The 24,876-nt window shown below is 64.7% G+C and carries 20 protein-coding genes; 18 read left to right on the top strand and 2 right to left on the bottom strand.

All coding sequences use genetic code 11. The features are described from left to right. On the bottom strand, nucleotides 1-854 hold an 854-nt coding region (gene ilvA / locus HDG34_RS23180), incomplete at its 3' end, for a threonine ammonia-lyase, biosynthetic (protein WP_184062420.1). Nucleotides 855-1,398: 544 nt separating this feature from the next. Here ilvA and HDG34_RS23175 point away from each other — a divergent pair. The 18 genes from HDG34_RS23175 to HDG34_RS23090 all read left to right on the top strand — a co-directional run bounded on the left by HDG34_RS23175 (nucleotide 1,399) and on the right by HDG34_RS23090 (nucleotide 23,895). Further along, entirely contained in the window at nucleotides 1,399-5,505 is a 4,107-nt protein-coding gene (locus HDG34_RS23175; RefSeq protein WP_184062418.1) for an FAD/FMN-binding oxidoreductase, read from the top strand. Between the two features lie 33 nt (nucleotides 5,506-5,538). Next, nucleotides 5,539-5,967 (top strand): HIT family protein, encoded by a 429-nt coding sequence (locus HDG34_RS23170; RefSeq protein WP_184062416.1) that lies wholly within the window; start codon nucleotides 5,539-5,541, stop codon nucleotides 5,965-5,967. A gap of 97 nt (nucleotides 5,968-6,064) precedes the next feature. Next, nucleotides 6,065-6,478 (top strand): gamma-butyrobetaine hydroxylase-like domain-containing protein, encoded by a 414-nt coding sequence (locus tag HDG34_RS23165; protein ID WP_018419393.1) that lies wholly within the window; start codon nucleotides 6,065-6,067, stop codon nucleotides 6,476-6,478. A gap of 66 nt (nucleotides 6,479-6,544) precedes the next feature. Further along, nucleotides 6,545-7,276, top strand: a complete 732-nt coding sequence (ubiE, locus tag HDG34_RS23160) for a bifunctional demethylmenaquinone methyltransferase/2-methoxy-6-polyprenyl-1,4-benzoquinol methylase UbiE (RefSeq protein WP_184062414.1) — start codon at nucleotides 6,545-6,547, stop codon at nucleotides 7,274-7,276. Between the two features lie 37 nt (nucleotides 7,277-7,313). Then, the gene (locus HDG34_RS23155) at nucleotides 7,314-8,315 is read left to right on the top strand and encodes a Tim44 domain-containing protein (RefSeq protein WP_184062412.1); all 1,002 of its coding nucleotides are present in this window, start codon (nucleotides 7,314-7,316) and stop codon (nucleotides 8,313-8,315) included. Nucleotides 8,316-8,489: 174 nt separating this feature from the next. After that, nucleotides 8,490-9,134 carry an SCP2 domain-containing protein gene (locus tag HDG34_RS23150; protein ID WP_184062410.1) on the top strand — a complete coding sequence of 215 codons (645 nt, stop codon included), beginning with the start codon at nucleotides 8,490-8,492 and terminating at the stop codon, nucleotides 9,132-9,134. A gap of 15 nt (nucleotides 9,135-9,149) precedes the next feature. Continuing rightward, nucleotides 9,150-10,727 carry a ubiquinone biosynthesis regulatory protein kinase UbiB gene (gene ubiB / locus HDG34_RS23145; protein WP_090803000.1) on the top strand — a complete coding sequence of 526 codons (1,578 nt, stop codon included), beginning with the start codon at nucleotides 9,150-9,152 and terminating at the stop codon, nucleotides 10,725-10,727. A 6-nt stretch (nucleotides 10,728-10,733) separates the two neighbouring features. Continuing rightward, nucleotides 10,734-11,354 carry a methyltransferase domain-containing protein gene (locus tag HDG34_RS23140; protein ID WP_184062408.1) on the top strand — a complete coding sequence of 207 codons (621 nt, stop codon included), beginning with the start codon at nucleotides 10,734-10,736 and terminating at the stop codon, nucleotides 11,352-11,354. A 173-nt stretch (nucleotides 11,355-11,527) separates the two neighbouring features. After that, nucleotides 11,528-11,833, top strand: a complete 306-nt coding sequence (locus HDG34_RS23135) for an FmdB family zinc ribbon protein (protein WP_184062406.1) — start codon at nucleotides 11,528-11,530, stop codon at nucleotides 11,831-11,833. A 75-nt stretch (nucleotides 11,834-11,908) separates the two neighbouring features. After that, nucleotides 11,909-12,565, top strand: coding sequence for a DUF502 domain-containing protein (locus tag HDG34_RS23130; protein ID WP_026225597.1), 657 nt, complete (start codon nucleotides 11,909-11,911; stop codon nucleotides 12,563-12,565). Between the two features lie 75 nt (nucleotides 12,566-12,640). Continuing rightward, nucleotides 12,641-14,440, top strand: a complete 1,800-nt coding sequence (gene aspS / locus HDG34_RS23125) for an aspartate--tRNA ligase (protein ID WP_184062404.1) — start codon at nucleotides 12,641-12,643, stop codon at nucleotides 14,438-14,440. 220 nt (nucleotides 14,441-14,660) lie between these two features. Next, nucleotides 14,661-15,176, top strand: coding sequence for a dihydroneopterin triphosphate diphosphatase (nudB, locus tag HDG34_RS23120; RefSeq protein ID WP_184062402.1), 516 nt, complete (start codon nucleotides 14,661-14,663; stop codon nucleotides 15,174-15,176). Beyond that, complete coding sequence (gene clsB, locus HDG34_RS23115) at nucleotides 15,173-16,432, top strand: cardiolipin synthase ClsB (protein WP_184062400.1); 1,260 nt, start codon at nucleotides 15,173-15,175, stop codon at nucleotides 16,430-16,432. Before nudB ends, clsB begins: the two co-directional genes overlap by 4 nt. A 294-nt stretch (nucleotides 16,433-16,726) precedes the next feature. After that, nucleotides 16,727-17,326, top strand: coding sequence for a TetR/AcrR family transcriptional regulator (locus HDG34_RS23110; RefSeq protein ID WP_090803011.1), 600 nt, complete (start codon nucleotides 16,727-16,729; stop codon nucleotides 17,324-17,326). A gap of 98 nt (nucleotides 17,327-17,424) precedes the next feature. Continuing rightward, nucleotides 17,425-19,212, top strand: coding sequence for an acyl-CoA dehydrogenase C-terminal domain-containing protein (locus HDG34_RS23105; RefSeq protein WP_184062398.1), 1,788 nt, complete (start codon nucleotides 17,425-17,427; stop codon nucleotides 19,210-19,212). Between the two features lie 85 nt (nucleotides 19,213-19,297). After that, nucleotides 19,298-21,733, top strand: coding sequence for a 3-hydroxyacyl-CoA dehydrogenase/enoyl-CoA hydratase family protein (locus HDG34_RS23100; protein ID WP_184062396.1), 2,436 nt, complete (start codon nucleotides 19,298-19,300; stop codon nucleotides 21,731-21,733). Between the two features lie 74 nt (nucleotides 21,734-21,807). Then, a complete protein-coding gene (locus HDG34_RS23095; protein WP_184062394.1) occupies nucleotides 21,808-23,007 on the top strand; it encodes an acetyl-CoA C-acyltransferase in 1,200 nt (399 codons plus the stop codon). A gap of 117 nt (nucleotides 23,008-23,124) precedes the next feature. Further along, nucleotides 23,125-23,895 (top strand): enoyl-CoA hydratase, encoded by a 771-nt coding sequence (locus HDG34_RS23090; protein WP_184062432.1) that lies wholly within the window; start codon nucleotides 23,125-23,127, stop codon nucleotides 23,893-23,895. Nucleotides 23,896-23,962: 67 nt separating this feature from the next. Here the strand turns inward: HDG34_RS23090 and fdhD are convergent, their stop codons facing one another. Continuing rightward, entirely contained in the window at nucleotides 23,963-24,847 is an 885-nt protein-coding gene (gene fdhD / locus HDG34_RS23085; protein WP_184062392.1) for a formate dehydrogenase accessory sulfurtransferase FdhD, read from the bottom strand. Between the last annotated feature and the right edge of the window lie 29 nt (nucleotides 24,848-24,876).

Below are 24,876 nucleotides of genomic sequence, written 5' to 3'. Positions count from 1 at the left end.
AGCGAGCCCGCCGGTTCGAGCACGCTGCGCGTGTCCTGGAACACGTCCTTGATCGCGGCGCACAGCGCATCGGTGTTCACGAGCAGCACTTCGTCGAGATATTCGCGGCACAGACGGAAGGTTTCTTCGCCGACGAGCTTCACCGCGGTGCCGTCGGAGAACAGCCCCACTTCGTTCAGCGTCACGCGCTCGCCCGCCTGCAACGACGCTGCCATCGCGCATGAATCGTCGGTCTGCACGCCGATCACCTTGATCTCGGGGCGCACCGATTTCACGTATGCGGCGACACCGGCCGCGAGACCGCCGCCGCCGATCGGCACGAAGATCGCGTGAATCGGCCCCTGGTGCTGGCTGAGGATTTCCATCGCGACGGTGCCCTGACCGGCGATCACGTACGGATCGTCGAACGGATGCACGAAGGTCAGGCCGCGCTCTTCCTGCAGCTTGACCGCGTGACCATAGGCGTCGCTATACGACTCACCGAACTGCACGATCTCGACGGTCGGCCCGCCATGCGTGCGGATCGCGTCGACCTTGAGCTGCGGCGTCGTCACCGGCACGACGATGATCGCCTTCACGCCCATGCGTGCCGCCGATAACGCCACGCCCTGCGCATGATTGCCCGCCGACGCGGTGATCACGCCGCGACTGAGCGCCTCGGCCGGAATATGCGCCATCTTGTTGTATGCGCCGCGCAGCTTGAACGAGAACACCGGCTGGTTGTCCTCGCGCTTCAGATAGACCGGGTTGCACAGCCGCGCCGACAGGTTCGGCGCGCGTTCGAGTTCGGTCTCGCGCGCCACGTCGTAGACGCGCGCGGTCAGGGTCTTTTTCAGGTAGTCGTGGGAAGCCATGCGGGTGGCGCGGTGCGCTGTGTAAAACGGGAAGACGTCAATGATAGCGCCAACGGTGCCCGCTCTGGCCGTTCCGGGTGCTCCGCGGACGGGTGCCGTGCACTGAACCGGGCCGTATCGGAATCGCGCGATCGAAGCTCACCCAACCGTCCGGCCGGTCAATGGACGGTATGCGAAAACGCCGCCGGATTCATCGCCAAATCCCCCGAACCCCCGCCGCCGCCCGATTCCCACCGTCAACGCGTGGCGGAATGATGCGGTAGAATTTCGTTTTGGAATAAGGATCGGAAGATGCACTGGCAGCCTCGGATCGCCCATTTAATGCCCGTCCCGCGCGAATCCTGCCCCGCGGCGGAACGGCATGTCCGCCACGCGCGATCGTGTAGCTGTCTCTGAGTGCCGCGAGGCGACCGCCGTGAGTTGGCCGCCGGTCGTGCTCGCTCCCCTTGAAGCCCTAGAAGATTTCAAGCATTGCGCCCCACGCGCATTGTCCGCCGACGCCTCGTGACGAGTGCGCCAGGCTGACCTACCGAGTCGTCCAACCATGAACGCACCTCAAGTTTTCGATCCGCACGGCGCCGCCGGCGCGGTGGCCGCCGATCCCGAAGCGCGTCTGCGCGAAATTCCCTACAACTACACGTCGTTCTCCGACCGCGAAATCGTTATCCGCCTGCTCGGCAACGAAGCCTGGGACGCGCTCGCCGAACTGCGCGCCGAACGCCGCACCGGCCGCTCGGCGCGCATGCTGTACGAAGTGCTCGGCGACATCTGGGTCGTGCGCCGCAATCCGTATCTTCAGGATGACCTGCTCGACAATCCGAAGCGCCGCGCGCTGTTGATCGAGGCGCTCAATCACCGTCTCGCCGAAATCGAAAAGCGCCGCCGCGCCGATCTGCGCGAACACGGCGACGAAGCCGGCGTCGATCGCGCCGCGCGCGTCGAAAAGCTGGTGCAGGCCGCGCGCCGCGCGATCGACCAATTCGCCAGCGAATTCCAGCAGACCTACGACCTGCGCCGCCGTTCTACGCGCGTGCTCGGCAAGGTCACGCAGAAAGACAACATCAAGTTCGACGGCCTGTCGCGCGTCTCGCACGTGACCGACGCGACCGACTGGCGCGTCGAATACCCGTTCGTCGTGCTGACGCCGGACTCCGAGGCCGAAATCGCCGGCATGATCAAGGCCTGCTTCGAACTCGGCCTGACGGTGATTCCGCGCGGCGGCGGCACCGGCTACACGGGCGGCGCGGTGCCGCTCACGCCGTTCTCGGCCGTCATCAACACCGAAAAGCTCGAACAGCTCGGCCCGGTCGAAATGACCCAGCTGCCGGGCGTCGATCGCAAGGTCGCGACGATTTTCTCGGGCGCGGGCGTCGTCACGCGCCGCGTGACCGAAGCGGCCGAGCAGGCCGGCTTCGTGTTCGCGGTCGACCCGACCTCGCTCGACGCGTCCTGCGTCGGCGGCAACGTCGCGATGAACGCGGGCGGCAAGAAGGCGGTGCTGTGGGGCACGGCGCTCGACAACCTCGCGTGGTGGCGCATGGTCGACCCGGAAGGGAACTGGCTCGAAGTCACGCGTCTCGAGCACAACATGGGCAAGATCCACGACATCGAAGTCGCGCGTTTCGAGCTCAAATGGTTCGACGGCGACTACGCGCCGGGCGAGAAGCTGCTGCGCACCGAAGCGCTGGACATCAAGGGCCGCGTGTTCCGCAAGGAAGGCCTCGGCAAGGACGTCACCGACAAATTCCTCGCCGGTCTGCCGGGCGTGCAGAAGGAAGGCTGCGACGGCCTCATCACGTCCGCGCGCTGGGTGCTGCACAAGATGCCTGCGCATACGCGCACCGTCTGTCTCGAGTTCTTCGGCCAGGCGCGCGAGGCGATTCCGAGCATCGTCGAAATCAAGGACTACCTGTTCGAGACGTCGCGCCAGGGCGGCGCGATTCTCGCGGGTCTCGAGCATCTTGACGAGCGCTATCTGCGCGCGGTCGGCTATGCGACCAAGAGCAAACGCAACGCGTTTCCGAAGATGGTGCTGATCGGCGATATCGTCGGTAACGACGCGGACGCGGTCGCGCAGGCCACCTCGGAAGTCGTGCGCATGGCCAACGGCAAGAGCGGCGAAGGTTTCGTCGCCGTCAGCGCCGAGGCCCGCAAGCGCTTCTGGCTCGACCGCAGCCGTACGGCCGCGATCGCAAAGCACACCAACGCGTTCAAGATCAACGAAGACGTCGTGATTCCGCTCGACCGCATGGGCGAATACACGGACGGCATCGAGCGCATCAACATCGAGCTGTCGCTGAAGAACAAGCTGCAACTGGTCGACGCGCTCGAAGCGTTCTTCAAGGGCGGCAAGCTGCCGCTCGGCAAGAGCGACGACGCGAACGAAATCCCCAGCGCCGAGCTGCTCGAAGACCGCGTGCAGCAGGCGCTCGATCTACTCGCGCGTGTGCGCACGCGCTGGGAATTCGTGCGCGGCAAGCTCGACCTGTCGCTGCGCGAGGCGCAGCACTACCTGGTCGGCCTCGGCTACGAGTCGCTCGCCGAAAAGTTCGCCGACCGCGTCGACGCGCAACCCGACGCAACCGTATTCCACCTCGCGCAGGACCGCACGATTCGCGTATCGTGGAAGCAGGAAATCCGCGCCGAATTGCGGCAGATTTTCAACGGCGGCGAGTTCAAGCCGATCCTCGACGAAGCCCAGGCGATCCACAAGCAGGTGCTGCGCGGGCGCGTGTTCGTCGCGCTGCACATGCACGCGGGCGACGGCAACGTCCACACGAACCTGCCGGTCAACTCCGATAACTACGAGATGCTGCAGGACGCGCACACGGCGGTCGCGCGCATCATGAAGCTCGCGCGTTCGCTCGACGGTGTGATCTCCGGCGAGCACGGCATCGGCATCACGAAGCTCGAATTCCTGACCGACGACGAGATCGGCGAATTCCGCAAGTACAAGCAGCGCGTCGATCCGCATGGCCGCTTCAACGCGGGCAAGCTGCTCGAAGGCGCGGACCTGCGCAACGCGTACACGCCGAGCTTCGGCCTGATGGGCTACGAATCGCTGATCATGCAGCAGTCCGATATCGGCGCGATTTCCGAGTCGATCAAGGACTGCCTGCGCTGCGGCAAGTGCAAGCCCGTCTGCGCGACCCACGTGCCGCGCGCGAACCTGCTGTACAGCCCGCGCAACAAGATTCTCGCCACGTCCTTGCTGGTCGAGGCATTCCTGTACGAAGAGCAGACGCGCCGCGGCGTGTCGATCAAGCACTGGGACGAGTTCAACGACGTCGCCGATCACTGCACTGTCTGCCACAAGTGCGTGACGCCGTGCCCGGTGAAGATCGACTTCGGCGACGTGACGATGAACATGCGCAACCTGTTGCGCAAGATGGGCAAGAAGAAGTTCAACCCGGGCAACGCCGCGGGCATGTTTTTCCTGAACGCGACCAACCCGCAGACCATCAACCTCGCGCGCACCGCGATGATGGGCATCGGCTACAAGGCGCAGCGCCTCGGCAATGAAGTGCTGAAGAAGTTCGCGAAGAAGCAGACCGCGCATCCGCCCGCCACGGTCGGCAAGCCGGTGATCACGCAGCAGGTGATCCACTTCATGAACAAGAAGATGCCGGGCAACCTGCCGAAGAAGACCGCGCGCGCCTTGCTCGATATCGAGGACAACAAGATCGTCCCGATCATCCGCAATCCGAAGACGACCACCGCCGACACCGAAGCGGTGTTCTACTTCCCGGGCTGCGGCTCCGAGCGGCTGTTCTCGCAGGTTGGTCTCGCGACCCAGGCAATGCTGTGGGAGGCGGGCGTGCAGACCGTGCTGCCGCCGGGCTACCTGTGCTGTGGCTATCCGCAGCGCGGTTCGGGCCAGTACGACAAAGCCGAGCAGATCGTCACCGACAACCGCGTGCTGTTCCACCGCGTCGCCAATACGCTGAACTACCTCGACATCAAGACGGTGGTGGTGTCGTGCGGCACCTGCTACGACCAGCTCGCCGGTTACGAATTCGAAAAGATCTTCCCGGGCTGCCGGATCATCGACATCCACGAGTATCTGCTGGAAAAAGGCATCAAGCTCGATGGCGTGAACGGCGTGCGCTACATGTACCACGACCCGTGCCATTCGCCGATCAAGACGATGGACCCGGTCAAGCTCGTCAATCAGCTGATGGGTTCGGAGCAGGACGGCTACAAGATCGAGAAGAACGACCGCTGCTGCGGCGAATCGGGCACGCTCGCGGTCACGCGTCCCGACATCTCGACCCAGGTGCGCTTCCGCAAGGAAGAAGAAATCCGCAAGGGCGCGGCGAAGCTGCGCGGCATCCCTCTCGTCGCCGAAGCGGGCGCGAACGCGATCAATCCGGCCAATGCATCGGCCGGCGCCGCGGGCGCGCCGAACGGTTCGGTGCTGAAGGCCGGCGACGGTCCGCAGCCCAATCACGGAAACGCGGGTTCGACCGACGTCAAGATCCTCACGAGCTGCCCGTCGTGCCTGCAAGGGCTGTCGCGCTACAACGAAGACGCGGGTACCGAGGCGGACTACATCGTGGTCGAGATGGCACGTCACGTGCTCGGCGAAAACTGGATGGCGGACTACGTTCAACGGGCGAACAATGGCGGAATCGAGCGCGTGCTGGTTTAATGGCACGACCAACGATTTTTGCCGAGGACGACGATGGACTGCGTTTTTTGCCGTGAAGACGGCGGCCATGTGCTGTGGCAGGACGACGCGCTGCGAGTCGTCCTCGCCGACGAACAAGACTACCCGGGTTTTTGCCGGGTCATCTGGAACGCTCACGTCGCCGAGTTTTCGGATCTTTCTGCCGACGAGCGCGATCACGTGATGAAGGCCGTGTACGCGGTCGAGCGTGCGCAGCGGCGCGTGATGCAGCCCGCGAAGGTCAATCTCGCGAGCCTCGGCAACCAGGTGCCGCACGTGCACTGGCACGTGATTCCGCGTTTCTCGAACGACGCGCATTTCCCCCTGCCGATCTGGGCGCCGCGCCAGCGCACGGTGTCCGAAGCGATGTTGTCGTCGCGCCGCGCGCACGCCACGCTGCTGCGCGAAGCCGTGCGGCAGGAAATTGAACAGGCGCTGGGCTGAGCGTCGCTGAACCCGTCGCCGCGCATCGCCGGACTGCCGTCGGCGTGCGAGGCGGCCGATCCGACGTTATCACCCGCCGTTATCTGATGAGGCCAACATGAGCGGATTGACTCCCGAGACGCCGGTGCCGACAGGCGTGATCTTGCATTCGAAGTCGCGCGTGCTCGAACTGCAGTACGCGAACGGCGAAGCGTATCGGCTACCGTTCGAACTGCTGCGCGTGTATTCGCCGTCGGCGGAAGTGATGGGCCACGGGCCCGGTCAGGAAACCCTGCAGACCGGCAAGCGCGACGTGACGATCACGATGATCGAAGGCGTCGGCAACTACGCGCTGCAACCGACCTTCTCCGATGGACACGCCACCGGCATCTACTCGTGGGACCTGCTGTACGACATGGCCGTGCGTCAGGATGAACTCTGGCGCGCGTATCTCGCCAAACTGGCAGCGGCCGGCATCGACCGCGACACGCCGATGGTGCCCGCCGCGGCTGCGCACGGGCACTGTCACTGATACGATTCGCCCCCGAACGCCGCTCGAGCGGCGCAACATTCAAGAACACGCGAAAGGACGAGCGCGATGAGCAAAACCCACTTCGGCTTTCAATCGGTCGACGAACAGGACAAGGCGCAGAAGGTGGCGGGGGTGTTCCACTCGGTGGCCGCCAACTACGACCTGATGAACGACCTGATGTCGGGCGGATTGCACCGGGCGTGGAAGGTGTTCACGATCGCCCAGGCGAACGTGCGGCCGGGCTACAAGGTGCTCGACATTGCGGGCGGCACCGGCGACCTGTCGAAAGCATTCGCGAAACAGGCGGGCGAAACGGGCGAGGTCTGGCATACCGACATCAATGAATCGATGCTGCGCGTGGGCCGCGACCGGCTGCTCGACAAGGGCATCATCACGCCGGCGCTGCTGTGCGATGCCGAGAAAATCCCGTTTCCGGACAACTACTTCGACGTGGTGACGGTCGCGTTCGGCTTGCGCAACATGACACATAAGGACATCGCGCTTGCCGAGATGCGTCGTGTGCTGAAACCGGCCGGGCGGCTGCTCGTGCTCGAGTTCTCGAAGGTATGGGATCCGCTGAAGAAGGTCTACGATCTGTATTCGTTCAAGGTGTTGCCATGGCTCGGCGAGCGCTTCGCCAAGGACGCGGAAAGCTACCAGTACCTGGCGGAATCGATCCGCATGCATCCGGACCAGGAAACTTTGAAAACTATGATGGAACAAGCTGGTCTCGATGGCGTCAAATATTACAATTTGTCAGCTGGCGTGGTAGCTTTGCATGTGGGGATCAAATACTAGAGTCCCTAACCCATCGATTTTTAAAGGAAAGTGCGAAATGTCCGATTCGAATTTGTTATCTACTCGTAAGGTTAAGGGGGCGCTGGCGAGAAGAATCGGACTGATCGCGATGGTCGGTCTGCTGATGGCCGGCACGCTTGCCTCTCTCGAAGCCGAAGCGCGCCGCATGGGCGGAGGCCGCAGCTTCGGCCGTCAATCGAACAGTCTGCAACAGCAGCGCCAGACGACGCCGCCGTCCCAGCCGGCGCAGAACAGTCAGGCCACGCAGCAGAGCGCGCAGGCGGCGCCTGCGACTAAGCCCACGCCGCCCGCCGCGCCGAACCGCAATCGCTGGCTCGGGCCGATCGCCGGTCTCGCGGCCGGTCTCGGCATCGCCGCATTGCTGTCGCATTTCGGGCTCGGCGAGGCGTTCGCCGGCATGTTCGCGAACGTGATCGTGATCGCGTTGATCGCGATTGTGGTGATCTGGCTCATCCGCCGCTTCACCGGCCGTAAGCGCGATGCGGCGCAGCCTGCCTACGCGGGCACGGCGCCGTCGCTGAACACGAAAGGCACCGACTATATTCAGGAGCCGCGTTACACGGCGCCGCCCACCGGCTCGTATCTCGAACCGCAGGGCAACCCGTTGACCACGCCATCGCTCGGCGCGACGCCGTCGGTGCCGGCCGGCTTCGATTCGGAAGCGTTTCTGCGTAACGCGAAGGTGTACTTCGTGCGCCTGCAGGCCGCGTGGGACGTCGGCAACGTCGAGGACATCCGCGAATTCACGACGCCGGAAATGTTCGCCGAAGTGCGCGTCGATCTCGCGTCGCGCGGCACGCAGCCGAGCCAGACCGACGTCGTGCAGTTGAACGCCGAGCTGCTCGGCGTCGAGGAGCGCGCGAACGAATCCTTCGCGAGCGTGCGCTTCTCCGGTTTGATCCGCGAGGAGCCGGGCGCGGCGGCCGAGCCGTTCGTCGAAGTCTGGAATCTGACGAAGGCGAACCGCACTGGCGAAGGCTGGCTGCTTGCCGGCATCCAGCAGGTCGAGCAACACTGACATGTCGAAGCATCGAGTCGCGTTTGCCTCGAAAGGAGCCGGCCACGGCATGGCGATTCCTGACCTCGCGCATGGCTTAGGCCGTTCGGCATAGCAGGCCGCGAAGCGAACGGACGTTACAATGGGAGCCCGCGCAAGCACCTCGCTCGCGCGGGTTTTTTCTTGCCACCTTCGATGACCCTCGCCGCCAAGCCCTTCGCTGCTGCTGTCAATCATCTGCTCGCCCGCGAATCGTGGGCCCGCGAGCGCCTCGCCCCGTACGCGGGCAAGACCGCTCGCCTGTCATGTCCGCCGGTTGTGCTCGCGCTGCTCGTGCAGCCTGACGGCTATCTCGCTACGCTCGACGAAGCCGATGCGCATCAGTTCGACGTGACGATCTCGGTGCCGTCCGACGCACTGCCGGCCTTCCTGCAAGGTGGCCAGGCGGCGGTGATGAAGCACGTGAAGATCGAGGGCGACGCCGAGTTCGCGACCGTGATCGCGAAGCTCGCCGAGCATCTGCGCTGGGAGCCGGAGGAAGATCTCGCGAAGCTGATCGGTGATGGACCCGCGTGGCGCATCACGTCGCTAGTCCGCTCAGTCGGCGAGCATGTGCAGCGCACCGGTCGCAATCTGCTCGACACCGCCGCCGAGTACCTGCTCGACGAAAATCCGCAACTGGTGCGCCGCACCGCGCTCGCTGACTTCAACGTCGAGCTGGCGCGCGCGCGGGATTCGCTCGCGCGCGTCGAAAAGCGCATCGAGCGCATCGAACAGAAGGTCGAAGCCCGCGGCGCGCAAACGCCGGGCGGCGCCGCCACGTCGCGCGGCACGCGCTAGTCACCGGGCCCAGCCATGCGTTTTCTGCGTTTTCTCAAGATATTTTTCACGGTCATCCGCTTCGGCCTCGACGAAATGATGTTGAGCCGCATCAACGACCGGCGCGTGCGTCTGCTGCTGCGCATCACGACGCTTGGTCGCAAGTTCGATGCGCCGCCGGGGGTGCGTCTGCGGCTCGCGCTCGAAAGCCTCGGGCCGATCTTCGTCAAGTTCGGCCAGGTGCTGTCGACCCGTCGCGATCTGCTGCCGGTCGATATCGCCAACGAACTTGCCAAGCTGCAAGACCAGGTGCCGCCGTTCGATTCGGCGGTCGCGATCGCGCTCGTCGAGAAGTCGCTCGGCGCGCCGGTCGACGTGCTGTTCGACGATTTCGAGCGGGTCCCGGTCGCGAGCGCGTCGATCGCCCAGGTCCACTTCGCGAAGGTGAAGGCCGGCCAGCATGCGGGCAAGGCGGTCGCGGTGAAGGTGCTGCGCCCCAAGATGCTGCCGGTGATCGATTCCGACCTCGCGCTGTTGCGCGACATCGCCCTATGGGCCGAGCGTCTGTGGGCCGACGGCAAGCGCCTGAAGCCGCGCGAGGTGGTCGCCGAATTCGACAAATACCTGCACGACGAACTCGACCTGATGCGCGAGGCCGCCAACGGCAGCCAGTTGCGGCGCAACTTCCTGGGGCTCGACCTGCTGCTCGTGCCCGAGATGTACTGGGAGTTCTGCACGCCCACGGTGCTCGTGATGGAGCGCATGGTCGGCGTGCCGATCAGCCAGGTCGATACGTTGCGCGCGGCGGGTGTCGACATCCCGAAGCTCGCGCGCGAGGGCGTCGAAATTTTCTTCACGCAGGTGTTCCGCGACGGCTTTTTCCACGCCGACATGCACCCCGGCAACATCCAGGTGAGCCTCGATCCCGCGCACTTCGGCCGCTATATCGCGCTCGACTTCGGCATCATCGGCGCGTTGTCGGACTTCGACAAAAACTACCTCGCGCAGAACTTCCTCGCGTTCTTCAAGCGCGACTACCATCGCGTCGCGACGCTGCATCTGGAGTCGGGCTGGGTGCCGCCGAGCACCCGCGTCGAGGAGCTCGAAAGCGCGATCCGCGCGGTCTGCGAACCGTATTTCGATCGCGCGCTGAAGGACATTTCTCTCGGCCAGGTGCTGATGCGTCTGTTCTCGACGTCGCGGCGCTTCAACGTCGAGATCCAGCCGCAGCTCGTATTGCTGCAAAAGACGATGCTGAACGTGGAAGGCTTAGGCCGTTCGCTCGATCCCGAACTGGATCTGTGGAAGACCGCGAAGCCCTATCTCGAGCGCTGGATGAACGAGCAGATCGGCTTGCGCGGCTGGTACGAGCGTCTGAAGATCGAGGCGCCGCAGTGGAGCAAGACGCTGCCGCAGTTGCCGCGCCTCGTCCATAACATGCTGGCCGAGCGCCATCATCCGGTGGGCGGCGCGAACGACGACGTGATCCGCCAGATCCTGCTCGAGCAAAAGCGCACCAACCGTCTGCTGCAAGGCCTGCTGCTGTTCGGCGTGGCGGTCGGCGTCGGCGCGATGCTGGCGCGTGCGTTCCTGGTACTGGCTTATGGAGGTTAGATTCCGATGAGCGATCCGACCCAACCCGCCGCGCCCGATTTCGCAACCCGCGATCCCGACTCGCCCGAGTTCTGGGACGAACGCTTCGAGCGCCATTTCACGCCGTGGGATCAGGCGGGCGTGCCGTCCGCGTTTCGCGCGTTCGCCGAACGGCACCGCGACGTGGCCGTGCTGATTCCAGGCTGCGGCAGCGCGCACGAAGCGGTATGGCTCGCGCGCCAGGGCAACCCGGTACGCGCGATCGACTTCTCGCCGGCCGCCGTGGCGGCGGCACGCGAGCAGCTCGGCGCGCATGCATCGCTGGTCGAACAGGCGGATTTCTTCACCTATGCGCCACCGTTCGCACCGGCATGGATCTATGAGCGCGCATTCTTCTGCGCGCTGCCGCCGGCGCGCCGCGCCGACTACGCGCAGCGCATGGCCGAACTGCTGCCGGCCGGCGGGTTGCTGGCGGGCATCTTTTTCATCGGCGCGACGCCGAAAGGGCCGCCGTTCGGCGTCGAACGCGGCGAGCTCGATGCGCTGCTCACGCCACACTTCGAGCTGGTCGAAGACGAAGCGGTCGACGACTCGATCGCCGTATTCGCCGGACGCGAGCGCTGGCTCACCTGGCGGCGTCGCGGCTAACGCCACGCGCGCCGCTCTTGAGAGGTCCGGGGGTCGTCCCCATCTGGCGCGGTGGCGGGCGCGTCGTGCGTCCGCTTCCCGAAATCCGGGGAACGGACATCGTTTGCGGCTATAATTCAAGGCTTTGCAAGCGTTTACAAGATTTCAGTAGGCATTTGGAGTAAGAGAGGATCATGCCGATCTACGCTTATCGTTGCGGGTCATGCGGTTTCGGGAAGGACGTGCTCCAGAAGATGAGCGACCCCCAGTTGACGCAGTGTCCCGAGTGCGGAAAAGACACCTTTAGCAAACAACTCACCGCCGCCGGCTTCCAGTTGAAGGGCTCCGGCTGGTACGTGACCGATTTCCGCAGCGGCACGAGCGCGCCGGCCGCGTCGGAAGCGAAGTCCGAGCCGGCCGCAGCCGCTGCCCCGGCTGCATCGGCTGCCGTGCCCGCGGCGCCCGCCGCCACGAGCCCGAGCGGTTCCAGCAGCGCCTAGTGGGACTGCCGCCCCGCGCGGGCGGCGTATCTACCGCGCATGGGCTTCGGCCCGCGCAGCTTTCTGGCGGTACACATGACGACGAAGAAATTCACGCTCAAATCGGTGTTTCTGACCGGCCTGCTGGTGCTGGTGCCTCTGGCCATCACACTGTGGGTGCTCGGCCTGATCATCGGCACGATGGACCAGACGCTGTTGCTGCTGCCTACCTCGTGGCAGCCGGAACGCACGATCGGCTATCGCTTGCCGGGCCTCGGCGCGGTGCTCACGCTCGCGTTCATCTTCGTCGTCGGGCTGTTGACGCAGAACTTCATTGGGCAGAAGCTCGTGAAGTGGTGGGAACTGCTGGTCGCGCACATTCCGGTGGTCGGCCCGCTCTACACCAGCGTGAAGCAGGTGTCCGACACGCTGCTGTCGAGCAGTGGCAATGCATTCCGTAAGGCGCTGCTGATCGAGTACCCGCGCCGCGGGTCCTATACGATCGCGTTTCTGACCGGCATCCCGGGCGGCGACGTGGCCAACCATCTGAAGGAAGATTACGTCAGCGTATACGTGCCGACCACGCCGAACCCGACGTCCGGCTTCTTCCTGATGGTGCCGAAAAGCGAAGTGATCGAGCTCGACATGACGGTCGACGCTGCGCTCAAGTACATTGTCTCGATGGGCGTCGTGGCGCCGTCCGCGCCACCGCCGGCGCCGGTGCGCCGCGCCACCGTCGAGCCCCCGCTCTAATGCCGGCGCGCAACGCTTCATGCAGGATCGTCTGCGGCGCGCCGTTCAACCAATGCAAAACGAAAGACAAACATCATGTCGATGAGATCTGAATACTGCGGTCTGGTGACCGAGGAACTGCTGGGCCAATCCGTCTCGCTGTGCGGCTGGGTAAGCCGCCGCCGCGACCATGGCGGCGTCATCTTCATCGACTTGCGCGATCGCGAAGGGCTCGTTCAGGTCGTCTGCGATCCGGATCGCGCTGACATGTTCAAGGTCGCCGAAGGCGTGCGCAACGAGTTCTGCGTGCAGGTCAAGGGCATCGTGCGCGGCCGTCCGGAAGGCACGACCAATGCCTCGCTGAAGAGCGGCAAGATCGAAGTGCTGTGCCACGAGCTGATCGTGCTGAACGCGTCGGTCACGCCGCCGTTCCAGCTCGACGATGACAACCTGTCGGAAACCACGCGCCTCACCCATCGTGTGCTCGACCTGCGCCGTCCGCAGATGCAGCACAACCTGCGTCTGCGCTACCGCGTCGCGATCGAAGTGCGCAAATACCTCGACGAGCAGGGCTTCATCGACATCGAAACGCCGATGCTCACGAAGAGCACGCCGGAAGGCGCGCGCGACTACCTCGTGCCGTCGCGCACGAACCCGGGCCAGTTCTTCGCGCTGCCGCAGTCGCCGCAGCTGTTCAAGCAGCTGCTGATGGTCGCGAACTTCGACCGTTACTACCAGATCACCAAGTGCTTCCGCGACGAAGACCTGCGCGCCGACCGTCAGCCGGAATTCACGCAGATCGACTGCGAAACCTCGTTTCTGTCGGAACAGGAAATCCGCGATCTGTTCGAGGCAATGATCCGTCACGTGTTCAGGACGACGATCGGCGTCGAGCTCGACCAGAAATTCCCGGTCATGGAATACGCGGAAGCGATGCGCCGCTTCGGTTCGGACAAGCCCGACCTGCGCGTGAAGCTCGAGTTCACCGAGTTGACCGATGCGATGCGCGACGTCGACTTCAAGGTGTTCAGCACCCCGGCCAACACGAAGGACGGCCGTGTCGCGGCGCTGCGCGTGCCGAAGGGCGGCGAGCTGTCGCGCGGCGACATCGACAGCTATACGGAATTCGTGCGCATCTACGGCGCGAAGGGTCTCGCGTGGATCAAGGTCAATGAAGCGGCGAAGGGCCGTGACGGCCTGCAAAGCCCGATCGTGAAGAACCTGCACGACGAAGCGCTGAAGGCGATCATCGAGCGCACCGGCGCACAAGACGGCGACATCATCTTCTTCGCGTCGGATCGCGCGAAGGTCGTCAACGACAGCCTCGGCGCGCTGCGTCTGAAGATCGGTCATTCGGAATTCGGCAAGGCCAACGGCCTCGTCGAGTCCGGCTGGAAGCCGCTGTGGGTCGTCGACTTTCCGATGTTCGAATACGACGAGGAAGACAACCGCTACGTCGCCGCGCATCACCCGTTCACGAGCCCGAAGGACGAGCACCTCGAGTACCTCGAAACGGACCCCGCGCGCTGCCTCGCGAAGGCCTACGACATGGTGCTGAACGGCTGGGAAATCGGCGGCGGCTCGGTGCGTATCTACCGTGAGGAAGTGCAGAGCAAGGTGTTCCGCGCGCTGAAGATCAACGCGGAAGAAGCGCAGGCGAAGTTCGGCTTCCTGCTCGACGCGCTGCAATACGGCGCGCCCCCGCACGGCGGTATCGCGTTCGGTCTGGACCGCATCGTCACGATGATGGCCGGCGCCGACTCGATCCGCGACGTGATCGCGTTCCCGAAGACGCAACGCGCGCAGGATCTGCTCACGCAGGCACCGAGCGAAGTCGACGAGCGTCAGCTGCGCGAGCTGCACATCCGTCTGCGTACGCCGGAACCGAAGGCATAAAACCGCGGCCGCTGCGCGCGGCCGGCAAGCGGTCTTGCGTGTGCCGGCCAGCGAGCCGGCGGCCGCAAAAAAACCACACGAGCGAAACGAAAAGGCGCTGAGGTGATCTCCACCTCAGCGCCTTTTTCATTTTTTGCGTTACAGTGAAGCCACCGCTTTCCAGACCCTTTCGACCGTCATCCGACATGTACCGCGCGTATCGTCGCGCCCAGTTTGAGCCATGCCGAAACCGCCGAAAATTCCGCAGTCCGTCCTCGTCATCATTCATACGCCTGCGCTCGACGTGCTGCTGCTCGAGCGCGCCGATCATGCGGCGTTCTGGCAGTCGGTGACGGGTTCGAAAGACCGGCTCGACGAACCGCTCGCCGACACGGCGGTGCGCGAAGTCGGCGAGGAAACCGGCATCATGATCGGCGGCGCACTGGTGCCGCGCAGCGGGTTGTTCGACTGGCACTACTCGATCGACTACGAGATCTACCCGGAATTTCGTTACCGCTACGAAGCGGGCGTGCTCTACAACACCGAGCACTGGTTCAGCCTGCAGGTCCCCGAGTGCATCGACGTGACGCTCGCGCCGCGCGAACACACCGCGTATATGTGGCTGCCATATGACGAGGCCGCATCGCGCTGCTTTTCGTCGTCGAATGCCGATGCGATCCTGCAGTTGCCGCGGCGGCTCGCCGCACGCCCGGTCGACCCGCAATCCGGCCCGCTGGCCGGGGAGCGTGGCCAGTGAGCGCAGGCGGCTCGGGCCGTTTGGCGCGTCTGCGGCACACGTTGCTCGGCCGTCGTTACTGGCAGCGCTACCGCTTCACCAGTAACAACGAGGTCGAGCTGCTGCGCTCCGGCGACGATTTCTTCGACGCGCTGATCGAGCGCATCGACGCGGCCGAGCACAACGTCGCGCTCGAAACCTATATCTTCTGCGACGACGAAGCCGGCCACGCGGTCAGCGAGGCGCTGCTTCGCGCTGCCGCGCGCGGCGTCAGAGTGCGCGTGATCACCGATGGCGTCGGCACCGCGCGCCTGAAGATGTTCGAGCAATGGCCGGCCGGCGGCATCGAGCATCGCATCTACAACCCGCATCTGTTCGGCCGCTTCGGCTTTTCGCGCACGCACCGCAAGCTCGCGGTGATCGACGATCAGATCGCGTATTGCGGCGGCATCAATATCGTCGACGATTACGAGAACAACGGCGAGAAGCTGCCGTACCGGCGCTGGGACTTCGCGGTCGAGCTGCGCGGGCCGGTGGTCGCCGACGTGCGCGATGCGATCGACGTGCAGTGGCGGCGGATTCGCGTCGGCCATCGGCCGCTCGATTCGATGAAGCCCGACCTGTCGTCGCAGGACGCCAACTCGCTTGGCAGTCTGCGCAGACGCCGGCGACGCCGCAACGAGGCACTGTGGGCCGGCGGCGAGCCGTGCGTCGCATTCGTCGCGCGCGATAACCTGATCAACCGCCGCGCGATCGAAAAAGCTTATCTGGCCGCGATCGGCCAGGCGCGCCATGAAATCCTGCTCGCGAATCCGTACTTCATGCCGGGACGCAAGCTGCGTCGCGCGCTGGTGTTCGCGGCGCGGCGCGGCGTGGTCGTGAAGCTGATCATCGGGCGCAAGGAGTTCAAGGCGCTCGATTACGCCGTGCCGTTCCTGTACCACGCGCTGTTGCGCGCAGGCGTGCAGATCGCCGAATACGAGAAGACGCTGCTGCACGGCAAGGTCGCGGTGGTCGATTCGAACTGGGGCACGGTCGGTTCGTCGAATCTCGATGCGCTCAGCCTGATGCTGAACAATGAAGCGAACGTCGTGCTCGTGAACGATCCGTCGATCCCCAAACTGCGCGACGCGATTCTCGACGCGTTCACGGACGCGCGCCCAATCGATGAAGCGCACTACGAATCGCGACCGGCGCGCGTGCGCGCGTTGAGCTGGATCGCGTACACGAGCTACCGCGTCGCGATGAAGCTGCTGACGGTGGGCGGCTACGACTAATACCGCTCGCACGAGAGCCCGCGCTTGCCGCATCATGTCGGCCATCAATCGGCGCCAGCGAGCCGGGGCAAAGAAATAGAACACGCGCGAGAACACGCGCGCGCCGATCGGCAACCATCGAGTCAAGGCAAACGCCTCTAAAAATCTGATTGATCTGATGGTCGAAAGCCGCAAAATTAGAAGCCGGTTAGAAACCGGTTTCTAATAAAGTCCTTGTTTCGCGGACGGCAAGCACTCAATAATAGTACGGCCGTTCGATTTTCAATTCGGTCACATTAGAACGGTAAAACAGCTATGCGAAAAGGCGAACAAACCCGAGCCGCGATTCTCGACGCAGCACTCGATCTGGCAGGCCGAGACGGACTGGAAGGTCTGACGATTGGTCTGCTGGCCGAGCGCATGCAGATGAGCAAGAGCGGTGTGTTCGCGCATTTCGGGTCGCGCGAGGATCTGCAGATCGAGGTCGTGCGCGAATACCACCGCCGTTTCGAAGAAGAGGTGTTTTTCCCGAGCCTGCGCGAGCCGCGTGGTCTGCCGCGCTTGCGCGCGATGATTTCCCGCTGGATCGAGAAACGCATTCAGGAAGTCACGACCGGCTGCATCTACATCAGCGGCGCCGTCGAATACGACGACCGCGCGGACAGCCAGGTGCGCGAGCAGTTGGTGTCGAGCGTGACGACGTGGCGTGCGGCGCTCACGCGTGCGATCTCGCAAGCGATGGAAGAAGGGCATCTGCGCGCCGATACCGACCCGCAGCTGATGCTGTTCGAACTGTATAGCGTCACGCTCGGCCTGCATCACGACGCGCGCTTTCTGCATCTGCCGGATGCGGTGCGTCTCACGTGGGCCGCGCTGGAAAAACTGATTAATTCGTATCAAAGCGAAAGCCGTTAGCGGCGTCGCCGGAATCTACCGGAAACGCGCGGCGCAGAAGGTCCGACCACGGGCCCGGCCAACGGCCTGGCTTTTTGTCAAACCAGGGAGAGAGAGTCATGGGACAGTACGCCGCGCCGCTGCGCGACATGCAATTCGTGTTGCACGAACTGCTCAACGTCGAGGCTGAACTTCGGCAAATGCCGAAGCACGCCGAACTCGACGCCAACACGATCAACGCGGTGCTCGAGGAAGCCGGCAAGTTCTGCTCCGAAGTGCTGTTCCCGCTCAACCACAGCGGCGACCAGGAAGGCTGCACGTATGCCGGCGACGGCGTCGTGACCACGCCGAAGGGCTTCAAGGAAGCCTATCGGCAATACGTCGAAGCCGGCTGGCCGGCGCTCGGTTGCGACCCGGAATTCGGCGGCCAGGGACTGCCCGCGTTCGTCAACAACGCGCTCTATGAAATGCTGAACTCGGCGAATCAGGCGTGGACGATGTATCCGGGCCTGTCGCACGGCGCGTACGAATGCCTGCACGCGCACGGCACGCCGGAACTGCAGCAGCGCTATCTGCCGAAGCTCGTCGCAGGCGTCTGGACCGGCACGATGTGTCTGACCGAGCCGCATTGCGGCACCGACCTCGGCATTCTGCGCTCGAAGGCCGAGCCGAACGGCGACGGCTCGTACTCGATCAGCGGCACGAAGATTTTTATTTCGAGCGGCGAGCATGACATGGCGGAGAACATCGTTCACCTCGTGCTCGCGCGTCTGCCGGATGCGCCGAAGGGCACCAAGGGGATTTCGCTGTTCATCGTGCCGAAGTTCGTGCCGAACGAAGCGGGTGAGCCCGGTGAGCGCAACGGCGTGAAGTGCGGTTCGATCGAGCACAAGATGGGCATCCACGGCAACGCGACCTGTGTGATCAATCTCGACAACGCGAAGGGCTGGATGGTCGGCGAGCCGAACAAAGGTCTGAACGCGATGTTCGTGATGATGAATGCCGCGCGTCTCGGCGTCGGCATGCAGAGCCTCGGTCTCACGGAAGTCGCATATCAGAACTCGCTCACGTACGCGAAAGAGCGGCTGCAGATGCGTTCGCTGACCGGCCCGAAGGCGCCGGAAAAGGCCGCCGATCCGATCATCGTGCATCCGGACGTGCGCCGCATGCTGCTCACGCAGAAGGCCTACGCCGAAGCCGGCCGCGCGTTCTCGTACTGGTCGGCGCTGCAGATCGACAAGGAGCTGTCGCACGCCGACGAAGCGGAGCGCAAGGAAGCCGCCGACCTCGTCGCGCTGCTCACGCCGATCCTGAAGGCGTTCCTGTCGGACAACGCGTTCGAAGGCACCAATCACGCGATGCAGATCTACGGCGGCCACGGCTTCATCGCCGAATGGGGCATGGAGCAGTACGTGCGCGACGCGCGCATCAACATGATCTATGAAGGCACCAACGGCATCCAGTCGCTCGACCTGCTCGGCCGCAAGGTGCTCGGCGACATGGGCGCGAAGATGAAGAAGTTCGGCAAGCTCGTCGCCGAATTCGTCGAAGCCGAAGGCATCAAGCCGGAGATGCAGGAGTTCGTGAACCCGCTCGCCGAGATCGGCGAAAAGGTGCAGAAACTGACGATGGAAATCGGCATGAAGGCGATGCAGAACCCCGACGAAGTCGGCGCCGCGGCCGTGCCGTATCTGCGCACGGTCGGCCATCTGGTGTTCTCGTACTTCTGGGCGCGCATGGCTCGTATCGCGCTCGACAAACAGGCGTCGGGCGATCCGTTCTACAAGGCGAAGCTCGCGACCGCGCGCTTCTACTTCGCGAAGCTGCTGCCCGAAACGGCGATGACGATCCGCCAGGCGCGCGCCGGTTCGAAGCCGATGATGGACGTCGAAGAAGCGTTGTTCTGACGCTCGCACATCGAGCGAGGCCACACACATCGCGCGAAGCATGGCTGACGCTTCGCGCCATCGCACAACTCTCCGGAGAAACGACGTGAGCAATCTGATCATTCGCAAGGTAGCCGTGCTCGGCGCCGGCGTGATGGGCGCGCAGATCGCCGCGCACCTGATCAACGCCAAGGTGCCCGTGCTGCTGTTCGACCTGCCAGCCAGGGAAGGCCCGAAGAACGGGATCGCGCTGAAGGCGATCGAAAATCTGAAGAAGCTGTCGCCGGCGCCGTTCGGCGTGAAGGACGACGCGCAATACATCCAGCCCGCGAACTACGACGACGACATCGACAAGCTCGCCGAGTGCGACGTCGTGATCGAAGCGATCGCCGAACGTATGGACTGGAAGCACGACCTGTACAAGAAGGTCGCGCCGCACATAGGCCCGAACGCGATTTTCGCGACCAACACGTCGGGGCTGTCGATCACCGCACTGTCAGAAGGTTTCGCGGACGAGCTGAAGGCGCGCTTTTGCGGCGTGCACTTCTTCAATCCGCCGCGCTACATGCATCTGGTCGAACTGATCCCGACCGCGACGACGCGTCCGGAAATTCTCGATCAGCTCGAGACCTTCCTGACCAGCGTGGTCGGCAAGGGCGTCGTGCGCGCGAAAGATACGCCGAACTTCATTGCGAACCGCGTCGGCGTGTTCTCGATCCTTGCGGTTATTGCCGAAGCCGCGAAGTTCGGCCTGCGTTTCGATGAAGTGGACGACCTGACCGGCGCGCGCCTCGGCCGCGCGAAGTCGGCGACGTTCCGCACCGCCGACGTGGTCGGTCTCGACACGATGGCGCACGTGATCAAGACGATGCAGGACACGCTGCCGGACGATCCGTTTTTGCCGGTCTACGAAACGCCGGCCGTGCTCGCCGAACTGGTGAAGAAGGGCGCGCTCGGCCAGAAGACCGGCGCCGGCTTCTACAGGAAGGAAGGCAAGGCGATCAAGGTGCTCGATCCGAACACGGGTGCATATATCGACGGCGGCGGGAAGGCAGACGAACTCGTCGGCCGCATCCTGAAGCGTCCGGCTGCCGAGCGTCTGAAGCTGCTGCGCGAAACGCAGCACCCGCAGGCGCAGTTCCTGTGGTCGATCTTCCGCGACGTCTATCACTACATCGCCGTGCATCTGGAATCGATCGCCGACAATGCGCGCGACGTCGATCTCGCGATCCGCTGGGGCTTCGGCTGGAACGAAGGTCCGTTCGAAGGCTGGCAGACGGCCGGCTGGAAGCAGGTCGCCGAATGGGTGCAGGAAGACATCGCGGCGGGCAAGGCGCTCGCCAACGTGCCGCTGCCGTCGTGGGTGCTCGAAGGCGCGGTTGACGAGAAGGGCGGCGTGCACACGGCCGAAGGCTCGTGGTCACCGGCCACGCAGACCTTCGTGCCGCGCTCGTCGCTCGACGTGTACCGCAAGCAGGTGTTCCGCGCGCCGCTCGTCGGCGAAACCGGCGCCGATCCGAAGACTTACGGCAAGACGCTGTTCGAGACCGATGCGGTGCGCGCATGGGTCGACGATCGCGCGGGCGAGGACGACGTGCTGATCGTGTCGTTCAAGAGCAAGATGAACACGATCGGACCGGCGGTGATCGAAGGGCTCACGCAGGCGATCGAACTGGCCGAGAAGGACTACAAGGGCCTCGTCGTGTGGCAGCCCACATCGCTGAAGCTCGGCACGCCGGGCGGTCCGTTCTCGGCGGGCGCGAACCTCGAAGAAGCGATGCCCGCGTTCATGATGGGCGGCGCGAAGGGCATCGAGCCGTTCGTGAGGAATTTCCAGCAGGGCATGCTGCGCGTCAAGTACGCGAACGTGCCGGTGATTTCGGCGATCTCGGGCATCGCGCTCGGCGGCGGCTGCGAGCTCGCACTGCACAGCGCGAAGCGCGTCGTGCACATCGAGAGCTATCTGGGTCTCGTCGAAGTCGGCGTGGGTCTCGTGCCGGCCGGCGGCGGCCTGAAGGAAGCGGCGCTGCGCGCGGCCGAAGCGGCAAGCCAGGTCGGCGCGACGAGCGATCTGCTGAAGTTCCTGCAGAAGTCGTTCGAGAACGCGGCGATGGCGAAGGTGTCGGCCTCCGCGCTCGACGCCCGCGCGATGGGCTACCTGAAGCCTTCCGACACGATCGTCTTCAACGTGTTCGAACTGCTCGACGTCGCGAAGAAGGAAGCGCGCGCGCTCGCCGCGGCGGGCTACCGTGCGCCGCTGCGCGCGACCCAGGTGCCGGTCGCGGGCCGCTCGGCGATCTCGACGATCAAGGCGTCGCTCGTCAACATGCGCGACGGCCGCTTCATCAGCGAGCATGATTTCCTGATCGCGAGCCGCATCGCGGAAGCGGTGTGCGGCGGCGACGTCGAAGCGGGCAGCCTCGTCGACGAAGAATGGCTGCTGCAACTCGAGCGTCGCGCGTTCGTCGAGCTGCTCGGCACGCAGAAGACGCAGGAACGGATCATGGGCATGCTGCAGACCGGCAAGCCGGTGCGCAACTAAGCGGCGACCGCACAACGTGCATGGGACCAGAGTAAGAGCTTTGGCCAACTCTGGTCGACAAAGGAGATTCCCAAATGGCAAAGCAATTGCAAGACGCATATATCGTCGCCGCGAGCCGTACGCCGATCGGCAAGGCGCCGCGCGGCATGTTCAGGAACACACGTCCGGATGAGCTGCTGGTTCACGCGATCAGGTCGGCCGTCGCTCAGGTGCCCGGCCTCGACACCGGCGTGATCGAAGACGCGATCGTCGGTTGCGCGATTCCGGAAGCGGAGCAGGGCCTGAACGTCGCACGGATCGGCGCGCTGCTGGCAGGTCTGCCGAACACGGTCGGCGGCGTCACGGTGAACCGCTTCTGCGCGTCGGGTCTGACCGCGCTCGCGATGGCCGCGGACCGCATCCGCGTCGGCGAGGCCGATGCGATGATCGCGGGCGGCTGCGAATCGATGAGCATGGTGCCGATGATGGGCAATAAGCCGTCGCTGTCGCCGCATATCTTCGATCGCAACGAAGACGTCGGCATCGCGTACGGCATGGGCCTGACCGCGGAGAAAGTCGCCGAGCGCTGGAAGATCAGCCGCGAAGCGCAGGACGCGTTCTCGGTCGAATCGCACCGCCGCGCGTTCGCCGCGCAGCAAGCCGGCGAATTCAACGACGAAATCGCCGCGTACACGATCGTCGATCGCGTGCCCGATCTCGCGACCGGCGAGATCAACGTGAAAACGCGCGAGGTGTCGCTCGACGAAGGTCCGCGCGCGGACACGTCGATGGAGGGCCTCGCGAAGCTGCGCGCGGTGTTCGCGAACAAAGGCTCGGTCACGGCCGGCAACAGCTCGCAGACGTCGGACGGCGCGGGCGCGTTGATCGTCGTGTCGGAAAAAATCCTCAAGCAGTTCAACCTGACGCCGCTCGCGCGCTTCGTCAGCTTCGCGGTGCGCGGCGTGCCGCCGGAAATCATGGGCATCGGCCCGAAGGAAGCGATTCCGGCCGCGCTGAAAGCCGCGGGCCTGAAGCAGGACGACCTCGACTGGATCGAGCTGAACGAGGCGTTCGCCGCGCAGTCGCTCGCGGTGATCCAGGACCTCGGCCTCGATACGTCGAAGATCAACCCGCTCGGCGGCGCGATCGCACTGGGCCATCCGCTCGGCGCGACCGGCGCGATTCGTGCGGCGACCGTGGTGCACGGCCTGCGCCGCCGCAACTACAAGTACGGCATGGTGACGATGTGCGTCGGTACCGGCATGGGCGCGGCGGGCATCATCGAGCGTCTGTGAGCCGCTGATCGAACGGGGGATCCTTCTGTGATCCACCAGGGACCGCGCAACGGTTCGCAGGCCGCGCGGCTTGCGAACCGTTTTTACATTCAGCAGGAGCACAAGGAGATGAACGGGATGACGACGGATATTCTGGTCGAGCGCGCCGACGCGGTGCTGACCATCAGCTTCAACCGGCCCGGCAGGAAAAACGCGTTCACGGCCGCGATGTATCAGACGATGGCCGACGCGCTCGTAGAAGCGCAGGGCGACGCGTCGGTGCGCGCGATCCTGATTCGCGGCAGCGCGGGCATATTCAGCGCGGGCAACGATCTCGAGGACTTCATGAAGTCGCCGCCGGTTGGCGAAACCCCGCCGGTGTTCCAGTTCCTGCGCGCGCTAGGTTCGGCGGAAAAACCGGTGGTGGCGGCGGTCGCGGGGCCGGCCGTCGGCGTCGGCACGACGCTGCTGCTGCATTGCGATCTGGTCTACGCGGCCGACACCGCGAGCTTTTCGCTGCCGTTCACGCAGCTCGGGCTGTGCCCGGAAGCAGCGTCGAGCCTGTTGCTGCAGCGCGTGGCCGGCTACCAGGCGGCGGCGGAAAAACTGCTGCTCGGCGAGGCGTTCGACGCGGCCGAAGCGCACCGCATGGGCTTTGTGAATCGCGTGCTGCCGGCGGGCGAAGTCGACGCGTTCGCGGCGGCGCAGGCCGCGAAGCTGGCGGCGCTGCCGGCGTCGTCGTTGCGCGTGACGAAGAGCCTGATGAAGCGCGCGAGCCAGCAGGAACTGCAGACGCAGATGACCGAGGAAGCCGTGCATTTCGGCAAGATGCTGCTTGCGCCCGAAGCGCGCGAGGCGTTCAAGGCGTTCTTCGAGAAGCGCAAGCCGGATTTCCGGCGGTTCGACTGAGGGGTGTGCGACGCAGGCGGGCTTCGGGTGGGTTAGCCGTGAATCGTCGCTGCGCCGCTTCAATCGCTCAAGCTTGCTGCTGCCATGTGTCGTAATCGACGTAGCTGCCTTCGCGGCAGAAGCTCACGAGCCGCACGCCCGCCTCACGCGCGATCGCAATCGCGAGCGACGACGGCGCCGAGATCGTCGCGACCATCGGCACGTCGACGCGCGCGGCCTTGCGCACCAGCTCGTAGCTCGCGCGGCTCGACAGAAACACGAAACCGTCGCGCGTATCGGCGCGGTCGAGCACGAGCTGGCCGATCAGCTTGTCGAGCGCGTTGTGGCGGCCGACGTCCTCGAACGCAGAGTGGATCGCGCCTTGCGCATCACACCACGCGGCCGCGTGGAGGCCGCCCGTCAAACGAGTGAGCGCCTGGTGCTCGGGCAGCGCGCGCGCGGCGCGTGCGATCGCATCGGGCGCGAGCCGCTGCAAGAAGCCAGTGTCGGGTACACGCTGCGGTTTCAGATCCAGCAGATCGATGCTTTCGATGCCGCACACGCCGCAGCCGGTGCGCCCGGCGAGCGCGCGGCGCTTTTCCTTCAAACCGGCGAACGCCTGCTGCACGACCTGCAATTGCACCTCGGCATGCGGCAGCTCGCCGTGCCCGTGCAATTCGACCTCGATGTCCTGAATGTCGCTGCCGCGCTCGACGATCCCCTCCGAAATCGCGAAGCCGACCGCGAACGCTTCGAGATCGCGCGGCGTGCACATCATCACCGCGTGCGAGATGCCGTTGAACACGAGCGCGACCGGCCACTCCTGGCCGACGTGATCGGTGGCGGTTTCAACCGCCGCGCCGCGATGGCGGCGCACTTCGAGTTGCACCGCGCCGGGTTGTTCGTCGCTGTCGAGGGCGTGGGGCCGGCCGTCCGCCCGCTCGGTTGCGCGCCCGTTTTCCTGTCCGTTCAAGCTGCTTCACTCCTGTACCATGCCGCGCG

Source organism: Paraburkholderia sp. HC6.4b (assembly GCF_014200875.1).
Classification (GTDB): domain Bacteria; phylum Pseudomonadota; class Gammaproteobacteria; order Burkholderiales; family Burkholderiaceae; genus Paraburkholderia; species Paraburkholderia tuberum.
Note: the sequence above shows the minus strand (reverse complement) of the source record. Positions and strands in the feature narration are given on the sequence as shown.